We start from the raw sequence: 21,186 nt of genomic DNA, 5'->3' as shown, positions 1-21,186 counted from the left end.
CGATCTCCCTGAGAACGGCTTAATGCTCGGGTAATACGGGATGGCCAGTGGCCTGCAGTTCGGCCTGATGATTCGCCACGCGCAGACGGGCGCGCGTGCCAAGCGGCAGCGTGACGGTATCCGCATCGTGGCCAAAGGCCAGATCGCTTATCACCGGCAGGCCGGTGACGTCGCGCAGATATTGCCAGACGCTGGCGAAGTCAAACCCGTTGTCATAGTCGCTGAGCGCGCTGCTGGTAAAGCTGCCGGTGATGATGGCGCGCTGCCGCGCCAGGATGCCGCTCTGCTGCAGCTGGATCAGCATGCGCTCGATGCGGAACGGATGCTCATTCACATCCTCGATCACCAGAATGCCGTCGTCGAACTGCGGCAGCCAGGGGGTGCCGATCAGCGAGCAGATCATCGCCAGATTGCCGCCCCACAGCGTGCCTTGCCACTCGCCGGCGTCCGGCGTCTCGCTGCGCCAGCCAACATTGACTGTAGGCGAAGTCAGCGCCTGCCAGAAGTGCGACAGGGTAAAATCAGATAAAACCTCCGCGCCGAAATTGCCGGCCAGCATCGGCGCGCTAAAGCTGATAAGGCCGGTCTGCGCCAGCAGGGCGAGCTGCAGCGCGGTGAAGTCGCTGTGGCCGCACAGCGCCAGCGGCTGATTCAGCAGGCGGCGCTGCAGCCCGACGTAGTCGATCTGCGCCAGCAGGCGGCTGGCGCCGTAGCCGCCGCGCACCGCCAGCACGATGTCGGGCAGTGCCTCGAGCTGCGCCAGCCGGTTGAATTCGGCGAGGCGTTCGGCGTCGGTGCCGGCGAAACGCTGAAAGCGGCGGCCGATGGTTTCCAGATTATCGACCTGATGGCCCGCCGCGCGCAGCCGTTCGACGCCGCGCCAGGCGGCAGGCTGGTTGTGACAATATCCGGAGGGCGAAATGAGATGGACGGAACGAGAAATCATAAGGCTATTCCTGCGGTTAGCGGGCGAGTAACTGGCCGATGATGACGAAAAGCGCGACGGAAGTCACTGCGCGACACGGTTTTTTACGCAATTAGGATAAACGGTAATTTTGCTGCGGCGCGCGCCAGGTATGATAGCCTGCGACCACACTGCATCAGGATGAAAAATTGGTGAAATTTCGATACCTTGCCCTTTCCGCGCTGCTGCTGGCGGGCTGCGCCAGCGAACCGTCAAAACAGGTCGTTAAGCAACGAAACACGCCGCTTACTCAGGCGCCGCCGTCGAATATCAACGCCACCTGGGCGATGTTCACCGAAGATGCCGCCAGTCATTATGGCGTTGATGAGAAACTGCTCAGCGCCATTATTACTGTCGAATCGGGCGGTAATCCCGGCGTCGTCAGCCGCTCAAATGCGGTGGGACTGATGCAGATTAAAGCCGCGACGGCGGGCAGGGAAGTCTATCGCGTGCAGGGGCGCCGCGGTCAGCCGTCGAACGCTGAGCTGCGCGATCCGGCGAAAAATATCGATATCGGCGCCGCCTACATCAAGATCCTGCAGGAGTCGGCGCTCTCCGGCATTCGCGACCCGCTGACGCTGCGCTACGCCACTATCGTCTCTTACGCCAACGGCGCGGGCGCGCTGCTGCGCACCTTTTCCCGCGATCGCGACCGGGCTATCGCCATGATCAACGCCATGTCGCCGGACGAGTTCTACCAGCACGTTCAGAACAAGCATCCTGCCGCGCAGGCGCCGCGCTACCTGTGGAAGGTCACCACGGCGTACCGCACCATTTAACGCTTTACTCCACCAGCAGCCGCGCGGTGGGGTAATCGACGATCAGCACGTTGACGTAGCCGCCGCGCAGCGCGCCGCGAATGGCGTGCGCCTTCTCTTTGCCGCCCGCCAGCGCCACCACCTGCGCGCAGTTGCGCACCTGCGCCAGCTCCATGCCGATGACCGGATCCTCTTCCGCGCTCAGCACCGGTTCGCCCTGCGCGTCGAAGTAGTGCAGGCAGATATCGCCTACCGCGCCGCGCTTCGCCAGGGTGCGCAGCATCTCCTCGTCATAATAGTTGCCGGAGTTACGCAGCAGCGCCGACGGCTCCAGATCGCCGATGCCGACGATCGCCAGATCCACCTGATCAAACTTCTCCAGCACCTCCGCAACGTCCGGGTTGGCTGCCAGCCGCTGGCGATCCTGCACCGAGTGCTCGATCGACTGCGAAGGCAGTAGCCAGGAAGGGCAGTTCAGCAGCGCCGCGAGATTCTGCGTCAGAATCGTCGCCTGCACGTTGCCGTTGGCGCCGACGCCGCCCAGCAGCTGGATTACCCCTTTGCAGGCGGCGTTAAAGGGGTGCAGCGCATCCACCATGGCGCGAATGGTGCCGCTCCAGGAGGAGATGCCGATCAGCTCGTCGGCGCGCAGCCGCGTCTCCAGATAGTGCGCCGCCGCCGAGCCGATCGCCTGCTTGATCTGCTGTGAAGAGGCGTTTTCCGGCACGTCGACCACAATCGCCTGCGGCAGCCCGTAGCTCTGCTCGATCGCCTTCTCCAGCGCCGGAAAAATATTGGCGGGCGGCACGACGCTGATCTTCACCACGCCCTCTTTCACGCTGCGGTTGAGAATGCGCGAGACAAAAGACTGCGACAACTTCAGCATCTGCGCGATATCTGACTGCTTCATCCCTTCGCTGTAGTAAAGCGTGGCAATCTTCACCATCAGCCGTTGCTCATCCTGTTTCGCCATTCATCCTTCCTCTCTGTGTCGGCCTGGTATTGTTAACCAGGATGCGGGAAATCACAACGCGGGACATTTTGTGATCCTTTTCGCTTTTTAAACAATCGGGGTTGCGCGCCCGCCTGAAGCGGGTGCATAGTCATCTTGCATATAAAATCGCAATTGAATATTTATTCAAGCGGAGAATAACCGATGAACGCACCTCTCGTCAAAATTACCCTACTGGCTTCACTGATGGCACTCTCGACCGCCGCGCTCGCCGCCGATAAAGGCCTGCTGGCGATCATCACCCCGTCGCACGACAATCCCTTTTTCAAAGCGGAAGCGGACGGCGCGCTGGAAAAGGCTAAGGCGCTCGGCTACGCCACGCTGGTGGCGTCGCACGACGACGACGTCAACAAACAGAACCAGCTGATCGAAACCGCCATCGCGCGCAAAGCCAAAGCGATCATCCTGGATAACGCCGGGGCGGACGCCACCGTCGGCCCGGTGCAAAAAGCCAAAGATGCCGGCATTCCTACCTTCCTTATCGACCGCGAAATCAACAAAACCGGCATCGCCGTGGCGCAGATCGTCTCCAACAACTATCAGGGCGCGCAGCTCGGCGCGGAGAAGTTCGCCAAACTGCTGAACGGCAAAGGCAGCTACGTCGAGCTGCTGGGCAAAGAGTCCGACACCAACGCGGGCGTGCGTTCGCAGGGCTATCACGACGTGCTGGACGACTACGGCGACATGAAGATGGTGGCGCAGCAGAGCGCCAACTGGAGCCAGACCGAGGCGTTCAGCCGCATGGAGACCATCCTGCAGAAGAACCCGAACATCGTCGGCGTGATCTCTGGCAACGACACCATGGCACTGGGCGCGGAGGCGGCGCTGAAGGCGGCGGGTAAAACCAACGTTATCGTGGTGGGCTTCGACGGCAGCGACTATACCCGCGACTCCATTATCAACAAAGGCAACATCAAGGCGACGGTGCTGCAGCCGGGCTGGGCGCAGGCGCAGATGGCGGTCGAGCAGGCGGACTACTACCTGAAAAACGGTAAAGCCCAGAAAGAAGAGAAGCAGCTGATGGACTGCGTGCTGATTGACGACAGCAACGCGTCGAAGCTGAAAAACTTTAACCTGGCGAAGTGACCGGAGGCGGCATGAAACGGAGCGGAGCGATGCTGGTGATAGCCCTGGCGCTGACGGTAAGCGGTTGTACCGTGGTGGATCTCGACGCCAGCGGCAACCCGATCATGCCGAAAGATCCTCATGCGAAACCGAGCTACAGCAGCCAGACGCCGCAGCAGATCGCGGAGGCGAGCTGGCAGAGCCGGGTACTCGACGCCGCGCAGCAGCGCGCCATGAGCTGGGCGGATATGGAGACCAAAAGCGGGACGGTGAAGGCGGGCGGCAGCGAAAGCGTCTTTGTGCGCGCCAGCGGTACGGTCGAGGCGGTGGACGAGAGCAACAGCCGCGAGCGCACCCTGACGCTGACCCTGAACGGCAAGCCGGTCAAAGTGAGCCTCGGGCCGGTGATCCGCAGCAACGCGCTGCGCGATGCGGCGGGTTTCCGCTTCGAGGAGTTCACCAATCAGGTGCAGTACGCGCAGCTGACCCGCGCGCTTAACCGCCACGCGGTGCAGCAGCTGCCGAAGGTCGACGCCAGCTGGGTCGGCAAACCGGCGCAGGCGCTGCTGGCGGTGGAGATGGGCCACGGCGTGGTGAATGACGTGATGGCGGTAGAGCTGAAGCAGGGAGAGGCGCCATGAGCGACGACATCATCCTGCAGGCCAGCAATATCACCATGCTCTTTCCCGGCACGCTGGCGCTGGACCACGTCGACTACCGCGTCTGGCGCGGCAAGGTCAACGTGATTATCGGCGAAAACGGCGCGGGCAAATCGACCCTGATGAAAATCCTCGCCGGGGTGCAGCAGCCCACCAGCGGCGAGCTGTTCCTCAACGGCGAAAAGGTAGTGCTGAGCAGCACGCGCGCCGCCGCAAAGCTCGGTATCGGCATGGTGCATCAGGAGCTGAACCTGTTTGAAAACCTGTCGGTGGCTGAGAATATTTTTCTTGGCCGCGAGCTGCAGCGCGGCATTCGCCCCATTAACGAAGCGGAGCAGGAGCGCCGCGCCGCCGCGCTGATGGCGCGCCTTGACCAGCCGATTTCGCCGAAAGAGCCGGTCGGCAATCTCAAGGTCGGGCAGCAGCAGCTGGTGGAGATCGCCAAGGCGCTGGCGGAAGACGCCGATATTCTTATCCTCGACGAACCGACCTCGGCGCTCAGCAAAACCGAAGTCGAGATCCTGTTCCGCGTCATCCGCGAGCTGACGCGACAGGGCGTTACCCTGATCTATATCTCGCATCGCCTCGAAGAGCTGATGGCGATCGGCGACGTGATCACCATTCTGCGCGACGGCCGCTTCCAGGCGGAAGCGCAGGTCAGCGATATCGACGTGCCCTGGATCGTGCGCGAAATGCTCGGCAGCGAGCCGATGAGCAACTTTCTGCCGGACGGACGCACCTTCGGCGCGGCGGTGCTGGAGGCGGAGCACATTACCTGCGTCAGCCCCAACGGCAACACCCTGGTGGATGACGTCTCCTTTAACGTGCGCGCCGGGGAGATCGTCGGCATCTATGGGCTGATGGGCGCGGGGCGCACCGAACTCTTCGAGTGTCTGCTCGGCAGCGAACGCAACTACCTCGGCAAAATCTGGCTCGACAGCAAGCCGGTGCCGACGCGGCTGCCGCCCGCCGAGCGCATCCGCATGGGCATGAGCCTGGTGCCGGAAGATCGCAAGCGCGCCGGCATTTTTCCGGGCTCGTCAGTGGCGAGCAACCTCACCATCGCCAGCCTGTGGCGCCGCCTGACGCACCGCTTCGCCATCGCCCAGCAGGAAGAGCGGGCGGCGGTGACCAGCACCGTCGGCAATCTGGCGATCAAAATCTCCTCGCCGGAGGTGGCGATCAGCGCCCTGAGCGGCGGCAATCAGCAGAAAGTGGTGATCGGCCGTTCGCTGCTGACCAATCCGCGCCTGCTGCTGCTGGACGAGCCGAGCCGCGGCATCGACGTCGGCGCCAAGGGGGAAGTGTTTCGCATGATGGTGCAGCTGTCGGAGCAGGGCATTGCGGTGCTCTTCTCCACCTCTGATTTGAAAGAGATCATGGCGGTGGCCGATCGCATCCTGGTGATGTCGGGCGGCAAACTTACGGCTGATATTCCGCGCGGCGACGCGGAAGAGTCAGCGCTGGTGAAAGCAAGCGCACAGGGGTTCTGAGCATGAAAGGCAATAACGCTATGACGATGGCAGGGCAACCGGCGAAGGCGTTCAACTCGCGCGAGAGCATCATCCTGCTGCTGCTGAAGCTGCGCACCTTTATCGCGCTGTTTTTAATTGTCGGCTTCTTCGCGATCACCGTGCCGGACTTTCTCGCGCTCGGCAGCCTGGTGATTATGGTGAAGCATATCGCCATCAACGCCTTTCTGGCGCTGGGCATTACCTTCGTGATTATCACCGCCGGCATCGACCTCTCGATCGGCGCGACGCTGGGGCTGTGCGGCATGATCGCCGGCTGGCTGATCACCAAAGGGATCGTGCTGCCGATGTTCGGCATCGCCATCTTTCCCAGCGTCTGGGTGATTGTGCCGCTGGTGCTGCTGGTGGGCGGCCTGATCGGCGCGGCAAACGGCTGGATCATCACCCGCTACAACGTCGCCCCCTTTATCTGCACGCTTGGCACCATGTATATCCTGCGCGGCGCGGCGATGCTCACCTCGGGCGGCGAAACCTTCCCCGGCTTGCAGGGCAATCCGCTGCTCGGCAACACCGGCTTCGACCGCATCGGCGCCGGATCGCTGCTCGGCCTGCCGTACGCCATCTGGATGATGGTCGTGCTGGCGCTGGTGATCGCCTATATCGCTCGTCGCCTGCCGTTCGGCCGGCAGGTCTACGCCATCGGCGACAACGAGCGCGCTGCGGAGCTTTCCGGCGTCAAAGTGAAGCAGGTGAAAATCTGGGTCTATACGCTCTCCGGCTTCTGCGCGGCGATAGCGGGCATCGTAGTGTCGTCGCAGCTGGTTGCCAGCCATCCGGCCAACGGCACCTCGTTCGAAATGAACGCCATTGCGGCGGTGGTGCTGGGCGGCACTTCGCTGGCGGGCGGGCGCGGCACCATTCTCGGCACCCTGGTCGGCGCCTTTGTGATCGGCTTTCTCGCCGACGGCCTGATCATGATGGGGGTCAGCGAATTCTGGCAGATGGTGATCAAGGGCATCGTTATCATCATCGCCGTCATCATCGACCAGATGCAAAACCGCATGCAGCAGAAAGCGGCGGTGGTGGCGCAGAAGGCGCTGATCGAGGAGGGCGCAGAGGCAAAAAGTTAATCGGTGGCGGTGCAGGCGGGTCGTTTTGCTGCACCCCCTTTTTTTACCCCCTTCGAATATATATTCGATCATGATTTTTAATTCAGAGGTGATGTATGAATCCTTTCAAACTTCCGGTCGACGAACTGCAGCGTAAGGCGCGCGCCGTGCGCCGCCGCATTATCCAGCTTAACGCGGGCAGCCCGGCCGGCGGTCATACCGGCGCGGATCTGTCGCAGGCGGATATTCTGACCGCGCTCTATTTCCGCATTCTCGACTGCGCGCCGGATCGCACCGAGGATCCGCAGCGCGACATCTATATCCAGTCCAAAGGCCATGCGGTCGGCGGTTACTACTGCGTGCTGGCGGAAGCGGGCTATTTTCCGGTCGACTGGCTGCCCACTTATCAGCATGCTGATTCGCATCTGCCGGGCCATCCGGTGCGGCAGAAAACCCCGGGCGTGGAGCTGAATACCGGCGCGCTCGGCCATGGCCTGCCGGTAGCGGTGGGGCTGGCGCTGGCGGCGAAAAAAGATGGCAGCAAGCGGCGCATCTTCGTGGTGACCGGCGACGGCGAGCTGGCGGAGGGCAGCAACTGGGAGGCGGCGCTGGTCGCGGCGCACTACGGCCTCGACAACCTGATCATCATCAACGACAAGAACAAGCTGCAGCTGGCGGGCGCGACGCGCGACATTATGAACACCGACCCGCTGCCGGAAAAATGGCGCGCCTTCGGCCTGGAGGTCACGGAGTGCAACGGCAACGACATGGCGCAGGTGGTCGAGACCATTGAAAGCCTGCCGCAGAACGGCAAGCCGCAGGTCATCGTGGCGCATACCGAAAAAGGCTACGGCGTCTCTTTTATTCAGAGTAAAGCGGAGTGGCATCACCGCGTGCCGAAAGGCGAAGAGATCGAACTGGCACTGGAGGAACTGAAAGATGAGTAATGCACAACATTTAGCCAGCGTAATGGTGACCGCCTTTATCGACGCGGTGAATCGCGGCGTGGATCTGGTGCCGGTGGTGGCGGACTCCACCTCAACCGCAAAAATTTCGCCCTTTATTAAAGCCTTTCCCGACCGGCTGGTGAACGTCGGCATCGCCGAGCAGACGCTGGTCGGCACCGCCGCCGGGCTGGCGCTGGGCGGCAAGATCGCCGTGACCTGTAACGCCGCGCCTTTCCTGGTGTCGCGCGCCAACGAGCAGGTCAAGGTCGACGTCTGCTACAACAACACCAACGTGAAGCTGTTCGGCCTTAATGCCGGCGCCAGCTACGGTCCGCTCGCCAGCACACACCACAGCATCGACGATATCGCGGTGATGCGCGGCTTCGGCAACATCGAAATTTACGCGCCCGCCTGTCCGCTGGAGTGTCGCCAGATCATCGACTATGCGCTTGAGCATGTCGGCCCGGTCTATATCCGCCTCGACGGCAAAGATCTGCCGCAGCTGCACAGCGAGGATTACCGCTTCGAACCGGGTAAAATCGACCAGCTGCGCGAAGGCAAGGATATCGCGCTGGTGGCGATGGGCTCGACGGTGCATGAGATTGTTCACGCGGCGGAACAGCTGGCGGAGAAAGGGATCTCGGCGGGTGTGATCAGCGTTCCATCCATCAGACCCTGCGATACCCAACAGCTGCGCAACCTGCTAAATCACTATCCAGCCGTGATCAGCGTGGAAGAGCACAACGTTAACGGCGGCGTCGGCAGTCTGGTGGCTGAAGTGCTGGCGGAAGGGGGCTGCGCCATTCCGCTGCTGCGCCTGGGTATCCCAGACGGTCAGTACGCCATCGCGGGCGATCGCGCCTCCACGCGTGCGTATCACGGCATCGACGCCGCAAGCGTCGTCAACAGCGCAGTGCGCATTTGCGCGGGAGCCTGACCATGGAAGACGCCCTTATTCTGGCGATTGACGAAGGCACTACCAATGCCAAGGCGATCGCCGTCAATCGCCAGGGCCGCGTTGTGGCGCGCGGCAGTCAGCCGCTGACGCTGTCGCATCCGCAGCCGGGGCTGGCGGAGCAGGACGCGCTGGCTATCTGGCAGGCGGTGAAGCAGGCGGTAGTTGACTGCCTGGCGCAGTGCGGCGGCGCGCCGGTGGCGGCGGTGGCGATCAGCAATCAGCGCGAGTCGGTGCTGATCTGGCAGCGGCGCGACGGCAAGCCGCTTACGCCGCTGGTGAGCTGGCAGGATCGGCGCTCAGAAGCATTTTGTCGCGATCTGCGCGCCGCGGGCAACGCCTCGCGCATTACCGGGCTGACCGGGCTGGCGGTGGATCCGATGTTTCCGGCGGCGAAGCTTACCGGCATGCTGGCGGCGATCCCGGACGGCGCGGCGCGCGCGGCGGCGGGTGAACTCTGCATCGGCACCGTCGACAGCTGGCTTGCCTGGCAGCTCAGCGCGGGCGAGGTGTTCGTTACCGATCACGCCAACGCCGCGCGCACTCAGCTTTATAGCCTGCACAGCAATGACTGGGACGAGGAGCTGCTGCGTCTGTTTCAGCTGCCGCGCGCCGCGCTGCCGACTATCGTGCCGTCGGCCAGCGCGCAGGGCGCGGTGGCGATTAACGATATTCCGGGTCTGTTGCCGGGCACGCCGATTCTGGCGCGCATCGGCGATTCCCATGCGGCCCTGCAGGCGCAGCGCCGCGGCGACGAAGAGGTGGTTAAGGCGACCTATGGCACCGGCTCTTCGCTGATGATGTCGATGGCGACGCCGCTGCTCACCGATAACGGTCTCAGCACGACGGTGGCCTGGCACGACGGCGCGCTGCGTTTCGCCTTTGAAGGCAATATCACCCACACCGGTTCCGGCGCCGCCTGGCTGGGCAAGATGCTTGGCATTCAGGACCCGCGCGAGCTGACCGCGCTGGCGCAAACCACCGACCATAGTCAGGGCATCTATTTTGTCCCGGCGCTCTCCGGGCTGGGCGCGCCCTGGTGGGATCTGCGGGCGCGCGGCATGGTGTGCGGCCTGACCGATGCGGCGACACCTGCGGTACTGGCGCGCGTGGCGCTGGAGTCGATTGTCTATCAGATCGCGGACGTCTTTTTCGCCATGGAGCAGGCGAGCGGCCAGCGGCTGTCGGCGCTCTGCGTGGACGGCAGCGCGACTGCCAACGACTGGCTGATGCAGCTGCAGGCGGACGTGCTGCAGCGCCCGCTGCTGCGCGCGCCTACGGCGGAGGTTTCCGCCCTCGGCGCGGCGCTGCTGGCGGGCAAGGTGCTCGGCTGGTGGCAGCAGGGCAGCGAGATGCAGGCGCTACAGGGCGGCACGCGCGTCGAGCCGCGCAGCGAGCAGGCGCAGGCGATGCGGGAGAACTACGAGGGCTGGCTGGAGGCGGTGGCGCGCTGCCGGTTTCAGCCGCCTCAGTAAGAGCCTGATGACGTTTGAAATCTCAAAAAGGTCTCACCGCGCATCTCACAGCCGCACTATAGCCAAAGGGAAAGGGCGCTTCGCCCGAAGAGCAAAGCGTCCCGCGACAAGGATGTCGCGGGCCGAGCTGTCAAGGATGACGCTTTTTGCGTCTTTGCGATCGAGCGAAGCGCCCTTGACCTGGCACAGGCTCGCACGCAGCGAGCTAAATTAGCTGGGGAACCAGGGCGTTTAAAAAACTGGAGCTGCTATAGCGGCAGAAGCAGGGGCAAGGACGTTTCGGCCGATCGCAAAGACGGCATAAAGCATCCCTGCGCCTCGGCGCGGGTCATCCCTGGCCCGCGACGCTTTGCTCTTCGGCCGAAACGACCTTTCCCCTGAAGCAGCGGTGCGGTTTTGAGAAATCAGGCCCGCCGCGCCTCTTCCTCGTCATTATCCGCGCGCAGCATCTCCACCGGCGGAATGCGACCGCCGCTGAACTCCACCTGACGGATCGGGAAGGCGAAGCGCACGTCGCGCTGCTCCAGCGCCGCCATCAGCTGCAGGTTAATCTCCTGCTGAATATCCATATATTTGTTGTAGTCGGCGTCGAGCACGAAATAGACCACCTCGAAGGTCAGCTTCGAATCCTCAAACGCGAAAAAATGCGCGCGGTCGAAGCGGGTCAGCTCGATGCCCTGAATAATCGACTTCACCAGATTGCTCACTTCGCGCACCTGCGCCGAAGGCGTGCCGTAGCTCAGGCCGAAGCGAAACACGATGCGCCGCTGCTGCATCCGCTTGTAGTTGTGGATGGTCTGCTGCAGCAGAATGGTATTGGAGCAGACGATCTGCTCGCCGCTCAGGCTGCGCAGGCGCGTGGTCTTCAGGCCAATATGCTCGATAGAGCCGGCGATATCGCCGAATACAATAAAATCGCCGTGCTCGAAAGGCTTATCGAAGCCGATCGCCAGCGAGGCGAAAACGTCACTCAGCACTGTCTGAATCGCCAGCGCGATGGCGATACCGCCCACGCCGAGACTCGCCACCAGGGCGGTAATATTGATGCCCATATTCGACAGAATGGCGAGCAGCATCATTACCCACACCACCACGCGCAGCAGAATACCGAGGATCACCGTGGTCACCGGATTGCGCACGTGCACCGGATCGCGCAGCAGATTATGCAGCCACAGCCGGATGCCGCAGTCGATCCACATGGCCAACTGCACGGCGAACGCGAGGAACCAGCCGTGAGAAATAAAGCCGTCCCAGCTGGCGGGCACGTCGACGAAACGCAGGGCGATCAGCAGCGAAAAGATCAGCAGCAGCAGCTGGCTGGTGCTGCGCAGGATCTCCACCAGAATCGAGGTGAAGCGCACGCGGCGCTGCTCGCTGTAGCGCGCGATGCGGCCGGAGATAAAGCGGATGGCGCTGCGCAGCAGCCAGTAGATCACCAGCGTGCCCGCAACCACGATAGCGCTGTTGATCCAGAAGGTTTGATTCAGAAAAAGACGTTGAAAATAGCCGGATGAGAGCCAGTTTTCCATTGGGGAGTTTCTCCTTGCTGGGAGCCGGTTTAAAAAAGAGAGCAAGGAGAAGCATAGCCTGGATGCGCCGGGAGGCAGCGCAAATCACTGAAAAATTACTGAAAACGATTCGCTTTGTCGCGCGCCAGGCGCTCAAGGGCGAAAATAACCTGCTGCAGCTGACGCTCCTGCAACGGCTCGATGGCGGTAAAACGGAAGCTGAGACGCGGCGTGACGCGCGTTTCGTTTTTGCTGGTCACCACGCTGCGCTCGCCGATATGCAGCAGCTGCGCGCCGACCTCGAACTGACCATATTCGCCCAGCTCGACGTGCAGCTTTTTAAACTTATCGCCGCTGCTCAGGCCGTCCGGCAGCGCCTCGTCCACCAGCACGCCGATGCCGCCCAGCGACAGATCCTGCAGGCGGAAACGCACCTTCTTGCCGTTGGGCCACTCGCTGTGACAGTAAAAGATCGGATCGAGCGGCACGGAGATACGGAAAAACTCACGGCGCTGAATTTGCCACAGCAGGTCAGGCAGCGGCGCGCTAAAGGCGGGCAACCCCTCGAAGGTGGTTCTCTCCAGCGACGCGAGGCTGAACTCTACCTTGGCGCCGTAGGTTTCAGCGAAGATGCTCACATCGTTGCAGGAAAGCACATACTCGTTGTCGAGATTATTGCTGCCGAGGTCGAAAACAATGCGATCCTCGTCGGCATCCAGCATACGGCTGATAAACTGACCGCGCGAAAAAGTGACCATTAAAGGCGTCTGAAATCGTAGCAAATCCTTTATCACGCCGAGAACCGCCAGCGTGCCACGTTTGAGATACTGTTCTTTGTCGGCTTCTTTCACTTACTGGCTCCAAAAGAGGGCAAATTTGCTGTTATCTGATGCTTTATTCTCTCTGCGTTATCGGCGGTGGGCGCGGAAGCTTTAGGTTTTTAAGTCAATTTTTGTCGCGGTTTATCCTGCATTAGAGAATTTCCGGTCTATACTTAGCTCTGTAATTCTCCTGATTAATCAGGCGGTCACAACCTAAACAAAAAGGAAGGAGCAGTAGATGGGTATCATTTCATGGATCATCTTTGGTTTAATCGCCGGTATTCTCGCTAAATGGATCATGCCTGGTAAAGATGGCGGTGGTTTTATCGTAACCGTTATTCTGGGTATCATCGGTGCGGTAGTCGGCGGCTGGATCAGTACCCTGTTTGGCTTCGGCCGAGTAGACGGCTTTAACTTCGGCAGCTTTGTGGTCGCGGTAATCGGTGCCCTTGTCGTGCTGTTTATCTACCGTAAAGTCCGTAGCTAATACGCATAGCGTAAGAACTGCAACGGGACGACTTTGTCGTCCCGTTTTACTTTCCCCGCTAGAAATCGTATCCCACCGACACCAGCAGCGAACGCTCCGCGCCCCAGTAGCAGTAGCCCGTGCCGTAACAGGCTGCCACATAGTGACGATCGGTCAGGTTATTCGCGTTGACCTGCAGCCACGCGCCGCGTAGCGCGCTGTTCCAGACGCCGAGGTCGGCGCGCACCGAAGCGTCGAACAGCGTCACCGACGGCACGCGTCGACTGTTCTCATTGTCCGCCCACTGTTTGCCGATATAGCGCACGCCTGCGCCCGCGCTGATGCCGGCGTCAAACTGATAGTGGCCCCAGAACGAGGCCATGCTGTTTGGCGTCACGTATGGCGTGTGGCCATCATTGCCGTCCAGCGTCTCCTTATAGCGCAGGTGGTTAAGCGTATAGCCCGCCACCGTGCTCAGGCGCGACGTCAGCTGATTGCGCGCCTCCAGCTCGATGCCCTGCGAATGCACTTTGCCGGTCGGCGTATAGGTGGAGTCGACGATATTGCGCGTGGCGACATCTTTCTGCGTCAGATCGTAGAGCGCCAGGGTATAGAGATCGCGCGTGCCTGCCGGCTGATATTTTATGCCCGCTTCATATTGTTCCGAAGTGGTCGGCTGCAGCAGGTTGCCGTCGGTGCCGGTCAGCGCGGTCGGCGTAATCGCCTGGCTGTAGCTCACATAGGGCGAGACGCCGTTGTCGAAGGCGTAGAGCAGCGCCGCGCGCCCGCTGACGTGATCGTCCTGCCGGCGCGCCGTGCCGCTGTTGTCGGCGACGATGCGGTCGTAGCGGCCGGAGAGATCGAGATGCCAGCGATCCCACGTCATCTCATCCTGCAGGTAGAGGCCGGTCTGGTAGTAGCGGCGCGTCTCGCGCGTCCAGCTATAGTCCGGCATCGGCCCAAGCGCCGCGCCGGTATCGGCGTTGAGCGCGCTGGCCGCGTCGCCCGCGTCGCTTAAATCGTTCTTGTAACGGTGATACTCCGCGCCGATCGACAGGCGATGCGCCAGCTCCCCGGTGTCGAACTCCGCCGTAACGCGGTTATCCGTCGCCCAGGCGGAGAGCGACGAGCGCTCGCCGGAATAGTAGCGGTTAAGGATAGCGCTGCCGGGCGATTGCCAGCCGACCTGATAAACCTGGTCGAGATCGACGTTGGAGTGGCTGTAGCTGCCGGTCGAGGAAAACGACCAGACATCGCTAAAGCGGTGCTGGAAATCATAGCTGTAGATCTGTTCGCGCCGCTTGAACTGGTCAAGAGAGGGATCGCCGTCGTAAAAACCGGTGCTGAGCTTCGCGCCGTTGTGGGCGCTCAGCGCGCCATCGCCCGGCACCGAGCCGTGATAGCCGCCCGACGGATCTTTTTGCAGATAGGCGCGCAGCAGCAGCTGCGTATCTTCCGTAGGCTGCCACATCAGCTGCGGCATCAGCGCGTACTTCTCCTCGCGCGTGTGGTCATACTGAGTATCGCTGTTGCGCGTCATGCCGGTCAGGCGAAACGCCCACTCGTTGTTGATGGCGTTGGTGTAGTCGAACGCCGCGCCGCGCGTATCCTGGGTACCGGCCGTCAGCCGGAAGTGGCCCGCTTCGCTGAACTGCGGGCGGCGCGTGGTCTGGTTCACCAGCCCGCCCGGCACCGTCTGGCCGTACAGCGCAGAAGAGGGGCCTTTAATCACGTCGACGCGCTCCAGAAACCAGGGATCGACCTGCAAAACGTTATAGCTGCCGCCGTCGCTCATCAGGCGCAGACCGTCGAGGAAGGTATTATCCACGTCGCCGCCGTGGAAGCCGCGCAGCGAAATGGTGTCGTAGCGGGTCGCCGCGCCGCCGAAGTTGGAGAAAACCCCTGGCGTATAGTTCAGCACATGATTGAGATCGATCGCGCCCTGATCGTCGATCTGCTGGCGGGTAATCACCGAGACCGACTGCGGCGTCGTGAGCAGCGGGCGATCGCTTTTGGTGGCGCCTGCGCTGGTGGTAGCGAGATAGCCCTGGGTTGGGCCGTCGGCGCTCTCCTGCGGCGAGGCGGTCACCGTCAGCGTGTCGGCCGCCAGGCTGGCGGCGGGCAGAGCGATCGCCAGCGCGCACAGCAGCGCGCAGCGGTGAGGGGGAAACGGCAGCGTCATGTCCTGTCCTTGTTCGGTCCGCCTTAGGCAGGCGGCACATGTATGATAAAGATTCTCAAAATCAGAGTGAGAATTATTATCAATATGTGAAAAATGTTTCAAGGTTTGTTGAACAGGAGAAGGCAAAAAAGAAAACGAAGGGCCGGCAGCGGCCCTTCGTCTGGGGGAGGTTACTTCGTGGTCGCCGCGGCCTGAGGAATATCCTGCGCGCTGTTGCAGGTTTTCTCTTTCGGACAGTACTTGTCGAGCAGCATCAGCGTCACGCCGTTGGTCCAGCCGAAGCCGTCCTGCAGCGGATATTCGCCGCCGCCGCCGCCGCCGAGGTTCGGCCCGTCGACCACATACTTCTCGACCAGCTTATGCTCTTTGTCGTAGGTGGTCTGGACGTTCTGCAGGAAGCGCATGCCGACCTGCTGCGCCAGCTGCGGCTTGTTGTAGTGCTCCAGACCTTCTACCGCCACCCACTGCAGCGGCGCCCAGCCGTTAGGAGCGTCCCACTGCTGGCCGTTGTTCACCGTAGTGGTGAGCAGGCCGCCCGCTTTCAGCAGCTGTTTCTCTACCGCCGAGGCGGTGCGATCGGCCTGCTTGTCGCTGGCCAGCTGCATATAGAGCGGGAAGAGCGCTGCGGCGGTCAGCTGCGGGCTGGCCTGGCGCGTTTTGCTGTCGTAGTCGGCGTACCAGCCCTGTTTCTCATCCCACAGATAGCGGTTCACCGCCGCCTGGCGCTTCTCCGCCAGATCGGCGAACTGCTTCGCCTTATCCTGCTGCTTATCGAGGCGATAGGCTTTGGCCAGCGTTTGCTCCAGATGGAATATCAGGCTGTTGAGATCGACAGGCGCCAGCTGAGTGGTGCGGATCGAGGCGAGGTTATGCGCGTCGCTGAACCAGCGCGAGCTGAAATCCCAGCCGGACGCGGCGCCGGCACGCAGATCGCGGTAGAGTTCGCCTTTGTCGCGCTGCGGCGCTTTTTTCGCGGTATTGACGTCATCCAGCCAGGATTCGGTGCGCGGCGCGTCGCGCGCGTCCCAGTAGCGGTTAAGCACGGTGCCGTCCGCCAGCTTGATCACGCGCTTGCTCGCCTGACCGGCGGCGACGCTATCGCTGTCCGCCATCCAGTAGTCATACTCTTTCTGCAGCTGCGGCAGATATTTAGTGTAGGCCGCGTCGCCTTCGTGCGTCGCCAGCAGATCGACCATCAGGCTAAAGAAAGGCGGCTGCGAGCGGCTGAGGTAGTAGCTGCGGTTGCCGTTGGGAATATGGCCGTAGGTATCCAGCTCCCACGCGAAGTTATCCACCATATCCTGCACGCGATCCCAGTGGCCGCTTTCGGCCAGGCCAAGCATAGTGAAATAGCTGTCCCAGTAGTAAACCTCGCGGAAGCGGCCGCCCGGCACCACATAGGGTTTCGGCAGCGGCAGCAGCGAATCGTAGCGCCCGGCGCTTTTGGCGGTGCGCGTCAGCACCGGCCACAGGCCGTCGATATGCGCGCGCAGACTCTGGCCGGCGGGCGGCACATATTTTTCGCCTGCGGCGGGCAGGGTAAAGTTGCTGGCGACAAAACGCTTCAGATCGAAATTGCGCTGATTCTTTTGCATCTGCCAGTCAGCCAGAATCGATGCGGGATCGAACTTCGGCACCGCGTCGGCGAAGGTTTTCTGGTCGGGATAGAACTGCGCCTGCTGCACCGCGTTAAATAATGGACCCAGCCGAACATCCGGCGGCTGCGGCTGGCTGCTGAGCATACGTGAGTTATCGTCTGCGTGCGCCGTCAGCGCAGGCAGACCCAGCAGCAGAGTCAGCAGCACTGGCGCGACTCCCTGACGCCCGACAGGCGCGGTTACGACAGTTTTCTTCATCGGTTTTTCTCCTTGTCCGAAAGGCGGCCGCGCGTAACGCATTGACCACTCAAACAACTTTAGTCGCAATCTGACAACGTGGCGCGACGACGCTGCGGAAATGTGAAGCAGACCAGGCGTGAGCCTGGCGGCGGGGTGGCGGTTTTTGCTTGCCCTGGCGCCGCTTTTACCGGAGGCTGAGGGCAAAAAACGAGGATTGAGATGGATATTATCTGGTATCACCCGACTCAGGACGGCGAGATCTGGCTGGCGGGCCTGCGGCGGCGTCTGCCGCAGGCCCGGGTCCGGCGCTGGCAGCCCGGCGACGACGCGCCCGCCGATTACGCTATCCTGTGGCAGCCGCCGCGCGAGATGCTGGCGCATCGCGCCGGACTGCGGGGCGTATTCGTGATGGGCGCGGGCGTAGACGATATTCTCGCCCGGCTGGCGCGCTATCCCGATATGCTGCCGCCGTCGGTACCGCTGGTCCGCCTGGAAGATAGCGGCATGGCGCGGCAGATGCAGGAGTATGCGCTCTACTGCGTACTCGGCTGGTTCCGCCGCTTCGACGACTACGCCAGACAGCAGCAGCAGGCGCAGTGGCAGCCTTTGCCGCCGACCACGCGCGAGAGGTTCCGCGTCGGCGTGCTCGGCGCGGGTGTGCTGGGGCAGAGCGTTATCGAGGCGCTGCGGCCCTGGGGCTTTCCGCTGCGCGTCTGGAGCCGAACGCTGAAGTACATCCCGGGCGTCGAGAGCTTTGCCGGACGCGAGAGCCTCGATGACTTTCTGCGCGGCGCGCAGGTGGCGATCAATCTGCTGCCCACCACGCCGGAAACCCTCAACCTGTTTGACGCGCGCACCCTGAGCCAGCTGCCGCAGCACGCCTGTTTCCTCAATATGGCGCGCGGCGCGCAGGTAGTGGAGGCGGATCTGCTGGCGGCGCTGGAGAGCGGGCAGCTGCGCGCCGCCGCGCTCGACGTGTTCCAGCAGGAGCCGCTGCCGCAGGAGAATCCGCTGTGGCGTCATCCGCGCGTCACCGTGACCCCGCATATTGCGGCATTGACCCTGCCGGATGAGGCGATGGACGCCGTCACGCGCGCCATCGGCGCCATCGAGGCGGGCGAACGGCCCTCGGGCTGCGTCGATCGCCAGCGCGGCTATTGAATTCCGGTTAACTTACTGGCCGCCCGAGCGGGCGGCAGAGAGGAGAAAATAATGTACCCCGTTGATTTGCATATGCATACCGTCGCCAGTACTCATGCCTACAGCACGCTGCACGACTATGTCGCGCAGGCGAAAAACAACGGCATCAGGCTGTTCGCCATTACCGATCACGGCCCCGATATGGCCGACGCGCCGCACTACTGGCACTTCGTCAATATGAAAATCTGGCCGCGCGTCATCGACGGCGTCGGCATTTTGCGCGGTATCGAGGCCAATATTAAAAATCAGCAGGGCGAAATCGACTGCTCCGGCCCGATGCTCGGCTCGCTGGATCTGATTATCGCCGGCTTTCACGAGCCGGTTTACACGCCGCGCGACAAGAGCCATCACACCGATGCGATGATCGCCACCATGGCGAACGGCGTGGCGCATATCATCAGCCATCCGGGCAACCCGAAGTTCCCGGTCGATATCCGCGCCGTCGCAGAAGCGGCCGCGCACTACAACGTGGCGCTGGAGATCAACAACTCCTCCTTTACCACCTCACGTCCCGGCAGCGAGCCGAACTGCCGCGCCATCGCCGAAGCGGTGCGCGACGCCGGCGGAAAACTGGCGTTTGGCTCCGATTCCCACACCGCGTTTACGCTGGGTGACTTCGAGCACTGCCTGCGTATTACGCGCGCAGTGGATTTTCCCGAGGATCGCGTGTTAAATGTCACGCCGCGCCGCCTGCTCGATTTTCTGGAGCAGCGCACCGGCAAAAAAATTGCCGAACTGGCGGATTTCTAACCCTTTTGCCTCTGGAATAGTGCATGAACGAGTTTTCCATTCTCTGCCGCGTGATCGGCTCCCTGTTTAACCGTCAGCCGCAGGATCCGCTGCTGGTTCCGCTGTTTACGCTGCTGCGCGAGGGCAAACTTGGCGCGCAGTGGCCGCTGGAGCAGGACGAGCTGCTGCAGCGCCTGCAGCAGAACAGCGATCCGCAGGCGCTGGCGGCGGATTACAATGCGCTGTTCGTCGGCCCCGACTGTAAGGTGCCGCCTTACGCGTCGCAGTGGCCGCAAGGCAAGCCGGAGCCGGAGGTGCGCGCTTTTCTCGCCTCGCGCGGCATGCCGCTCAGCGACGCGCCCGCCGACCACTTCGGCGTGCTGATGCTGGCGGCCTCCTGGCTGGAAGATCAGTCCGCGGAAGATGAGAGCGCGGCGCAGTGCGCCCTGTTCGACAGCTATCTGCTGCCCTGGTGCGGCGCCTTTCTCGGCAAGGTCGAGGCGCACGCCACCACCGCCTTCTACCGCACGCTGGCGATGCTAAGCCGCGAAGCTATCCAGGCGATGTGGGACGAGCTGAACGAGGCCGGCGAAGAGAGCGGCGAAGCGTAACGCCGCGCCTTTTTACCAGCGCGCCGGATGCGTACCCGGCTCGCAACCTGGCGTGGCGCAGAGCTGGGGCGTGCCGGGCAGCCGCGCGGCGGCGCGCAGCCGTTCCCCGATGCCCCAGGGCGTCAGCTCAACGGTTGGCAGCGTGTCGTGCGCATGCGCTTTAATGCCCGCTGGCAGGCGCGCGTCCCGACAGGGATGCTGCTGCAACAGCAGGGCGGTGCGCGCCAGCGACAGCCGCGCCGCCACGCCGTAGCCGGTAGCGTGGCGCTGACGCAGCCCCTCCAGCGCCGCGGCGGCCATCAGATAGCCGGTGGCGTGATCCAGCGCCTGTACCGGCAGCGGCGTCGGCTTCTCGCTTTGCGACCATCGCATGCCGCTCTCGGCGATGCCGCACGCCATCTGCACCAGACTGTCGAAGCCGCGGCGGTTGCGCCACGGGCCGTGCCAGCCCCAGGCGTTCAGGCTAACGTCCACCAGACCCGGCGCCAGCCGGGCACGCGTCTCGGCGTCGAATCCCAGCTGTTCCAGCGCGTCGGCGCGATAGCCGTGCACCAGCACGTCCGCCTGCTGCAGCAGTTCGCGCAGCGTCTCGCGGCCTGCCGCCGTTTTAAAGTCGACCACGGCGCGCCGTTTGCCGCAGGCGATCTCTTCATCCAGCGTCGGCTCGCGCCAGCCGGGCGGATCGAGACGCAGCACCTGCGCGCCGAGGCTGGCGAGAAAGCGGGTCGCCACCGGCCCGGCGATGATGCGCGTCAGATCCAGCACCCGAACGCCGAGCAGCGGCCGCGCGGCGAGCATCGGCCAGCTGCGCGCGGGCGCGGCGGCGCCCCGACGCCAGGCGATCAGCGGCTCTTCGCGCACCGCCAGGCCCTGCGGATGCTGCTGCCACGCTTGCTCGCTGCGCATCTTTGCGGCGCAGCCGCCCGCGTCGACCACTGCCTGCTCCAGCGCGTCAGCCTGCCAGCGCGCCACCTGTCGCGCCAGCGCGTCGCGGTCGTGATGCTGGCCCAGCACGCGCTCCATCGCCGCGCGATGCTGCGGCGCGTTGGTATGCAGGCGGATCCAGCCGTCGGCGCTGCGATAGTCGCCGGCAAAGGCGTCCCACAGCGCGGGCGCGGGGCGATTGCGGGGAAAGAAGCTGGTCTGAAACCAGCGCGAGGCGAGGCGTACATTGACGCTCACCAGCTGGCGGACGCCGATGAAATCTGCCGTCGCCTGGGTCGCCAGCCCAATGCTGGTGGCCGCCAGCTCGCTGACGGCGAAAGCGGATGAGAAGGTTGCAGTATCAAGAAAAGTGGGCGGGGCGGTTGCGTCGCCGGGGCCACGCAATCCTTGCCGTAGCTGCTGCCACAGCGACGCGGCAAGCTGATAATCCATAATCATTCTCCAGAAACAGACGGTATCCAGAGCATAGC

General features: G+C 62.8%; 19 protein-coding genes. 12 read left to right on the top strand and 7 right to left on the bottom strand.

The window, feature by feature from the left end; all coding sequences use genetic code 11:
- Nucleotides 1–19: 19 nt before the first annotated feature.
- Nucleotides 20–946 carry a muramoyltetrapeptide carboxypeptidase gene (ldcA, locus tag JS46_RS02970; RefSeq protein WP_033747754.1) on the bottom strand — a complete coding sequence of 309 codons (927 nt, stop codon included), beginning with the start codon at nucleotides 944–946 and terminating at the stop codon, nucleotides 20–22.
- 167 nt (nucleotides 947–1,113) lie between these two features.
- Between ldcA and emtA the strand changes: the two genes are divergently transcribed.
- Nucleotides 1,114–1,743, top strand: coding sequence for a membrane-bound lytic murein transglycosylase EmtA (gene emtA, locus JS46_RS02965; RefSeq protein ID WP_033747752.1), 630 nt, complete (start codon nucleotides 1,114–1,116; stop codon nucleotides 1,741–1,743).
- Between the two features lie 4 nt (nucleotides 1,744–1,747).
- Here the strand turns inward: emtA and JS46_RS02960 are convergent, their stop codons facing one another.
- Nucleotides 1,748–2,695 carry a sugar-binding transcriptional regulator gene (locus JS46_RS02960; protein ID WP_033747749.1) on the bottom strand — a complete coding sequence of 316 codons (948 nt, stop codon included), beginning with the start codon at nucleotides 2,693–2,695 and terminating at the stop codon, nucleotides 1,748–1,750.
- Between the two features lie 183 nt (nucleotides 2,696–2,878).
- On the opposite strand from JS46_RS02960, the gene JS46_RS02955 reads away from it, so the two are divergent.
- The 7 genes from JS46_RS02955 (at nucleotide 2,879) to JS46_RS02925 (ending at nucleotide 10,416) form a co-directional block, all read left to right on the top strand.
- Nucleotides 2,879–3,820 (top strand): D-ribose ABC transporter substrate-binding protein, encoded by a 942-nt coding sequence (locus tag JS46_RS02955; protein WP_033747746.1) that lies wholly within the window; start codon nucleotides 2,879–2,881, stop codon nucleotides 3,818–3,820.
- An 11-nt stretch (nucleotides 3,821–3,831) separates the two neighbouring features.
- Nucleotides 3,832–4,440: a DUF2291 family protein gene (locus JS46_RS02950; protein WP_033747744.1), complete on the top strand. Its 609-nt coding sequence runs from the start codon at nucleotides 3,832–3,834 to the stop codon at nucleotides 4,438–4,440.
- Nucleotides 4,437–5,951: a sugar ABC transporter ATP-binding protein gene (locus JS46_RS02945; RefSeq protein WP_051905549.1), complete on the top strand. Its 1,515-nt coding sequence runs from the start codon at nucleotides 4,437–4,439 to the stop codon at nucleotides 5,949–5,951. Before JS46_RS02950 ends, JS46_RS02945 begins: the two co-directional genes overlap by 4 nt.
- A gap of 2 nt (nucleotides 5,952–5,953) precedes the next feature.
- Entirely contained in the window at nucleotides 5,954–7,060 is a 1,107-nt protein-coding gene (locus JS46_RS02940; protein WP_033747741.1) for an ABC transporter permease, read from the top strand.
- A gap of 95 nt (nucleotides 7,061–7,155) precedes the next feature.
- Nucleotides 7,156–7,986, top strand: a complete 831-nt coding sequence (locus JS46_RS02935) for a transketolase (protein WP_033747739.1) — start codon at nucleotides 7,156–7,158, stop codon at nucleotides 7,984–7,986.
- A complete protein-coding gene (locus JS46_RS02930) occupies nucleotides 7,979–8,923 on the top strand; it encodes a transketolase family protein (RefSeq protein ID WP_033747735.1) in 945 nt (314 codons plus the stop codon). Before JS46_RS02935 ends, JS46_RS02930 begins: the two co-directional genes overlap by 8 nt.
- A 2-nt stretch (nucleotides 8,924–8,925) precedes the next feature.
- The gene (locus JS46_RS02925) at nucleotides 8,926–10,416 is read left to right on the top strand and encodes an FGGY family carbohydrate kinase (protein WP_033747732.1); all 1,491 of its coding nucleotides are present in this window, start codon (nucleotides 8,926–8,928) and stop codon (nucleotides 10,414–10,416) included.
- A 404-nt stretch (nucleotides 10,417–10,820) separates the two neighbouring features.
- On the opposite strand, the gene JS46_RS02920 is transcribed toward JS46_RS02925, so the two are convergent.
- The gene (locus JS46_RS02920) at nucleotides 10,821–11,945 is read right to left on the bottom strand and encodes a mechanosensitive ion channel family protein (protein ID WP_033747729.1); all 1,125 of its coding nucleotides are present in this window, start codon (nucleotides 11,943–11,945) and stop codon (nucleotides 10,821–10,823) included.
- Between the two features lie 95 nt (nucleotides 11,946–12,040).
- Entirely contained in the window at nucleotides 12,041–12,775 is a 735-nt protein-coding gene (locus JS46_RS02915) for a flagellar brake protein (RefSeq protein ID WP_033747727.1), read from the bottom strand.
- Between the two features lie 208 nt (nucleotides 12,776–12,983).
- Here JS46_RS02915 and JS46_RS02910 point away from each other — a divergent pair, with 208 nt between their 5' ends.
- Nucleotides 12,984–13,232, top strand: coding sequence for a GlsB/YeaQ/YmgE family stress response membrane protein (locus tag JS46_RS02910; protein ID WP_033747725.1), 249 nt, complete (start codon nucleotides 12,984–12,986; stop codon nucleotides 13,230–13,232).
- A 58-nt stretch (nucleotides 13,233–13,290) separates the two neighbouring features.
- On the opposite strand, the gene JS46_RS02905 is transcribed toward JS46_RS02910, so the two are convergent.
- Nucleotides 13,291–15,393, bottom strand: a complete 2,103-nt coding sequence (locus JS46_RS02905; protein WP_033747723.1) for a TonB-dependent siderophore receptor — start codon at nucleotides 15,391–15,393, stop codon at nucleotides 13,291–13,293.
- A gap of 170 nt (nucleotides 15,394–15,563) precedes the next feature.
- On the bottom strand, nucleotides 15,564–17,249 hold the full coding sequence (treA, locus tag JS46_RS02900; RefSeq protein WP_033747721.1) for an alpha,alpha-trehalase TreA: 1,686 nt from the start codon (nucleotides 17,247–17,249) through the stop codon (nucleotides 15,564–15,566).
- A gap of 201 nt (nucleotides 17,250–17,450) precedes the next feature.
- On the opposite strand from treA, the gene ghrA reads away from it, so the two are divergent.
- The 3 genes from ghrA to JS46_RS02885 are packed head-to-tail and all read left to right on the top strand — an operon-like array spanning nucleotide 17,451 to nucleotide 19,771.
- A complete protein-coding gene (gene ghrA / locus JS46_RS02895; protein ID WP_033747720.1) occupies nucleotides 17,451–18,392 on the top strand; it encodes a glyoxylate/hydroxypyruvate reductase GhrA in 942 nt (313 codons plus the stop codon).
- Between the two features lie 51 nt (nucleotides 18,393–18,443).
- The gene (locus tag JS46_RS02890; RefSeq protein WP_033747719.1) at nucleotides 18,444–19,181 is read left to right on the top strand and encodes a phosphatase; all 738 of its coding nucleotides are present in this window, start codon (nucleotides 18,444–18,446) and stop codon (nucleotides 19,179–19,181) included.
- Nucleotides 19,182–19,204: 23 nt separating this feature from the next.
- A complete protein-coding gene (locus tag JS46_RS02885; RefSeq protein ID WP_033747717.1) occupies nucleotides 19,205–19,771 on the top strand; it encodes a molecular chaperone in 567 nt (188 codons plus the stop codon).
- Nucleotides 19,772–19,783: 12 nt separating this feature from the next.
- On the opposite strand, the gene JS46_RS02880 is transcribed toward JS46_RS02885, so the two are convergent.
- The gene (locus tag JS46_RS02880) at nucleotides 19,784–21,148 is read right to left on the bottom strand and encodes a CoA transferase (RefSeq protein WP_033747715.1); all 1,365 of its coding nucleotides are present in this window, start codon (nucleotides 21,146–21,148) and stop codon (nucleotides 19,784–19,786) included.
- Nucleotides 21,149–21,186: the final 38 nt, after the last annotated feature.

The organism is Pantoea sp. NGS-ED-1003 (assembly GCF_000738765.1).
Lineage (GTDB): Bacteria > Pseudomonadota > Gammaproteobacteria > Enterobacterales > Enterobacteriaceae > Pantoea > Pantoea septica.
Note: the sequence above shows the minus strand (reverse complement) of the source record. Positions and strands in the feature narration are given on the sequence as shown.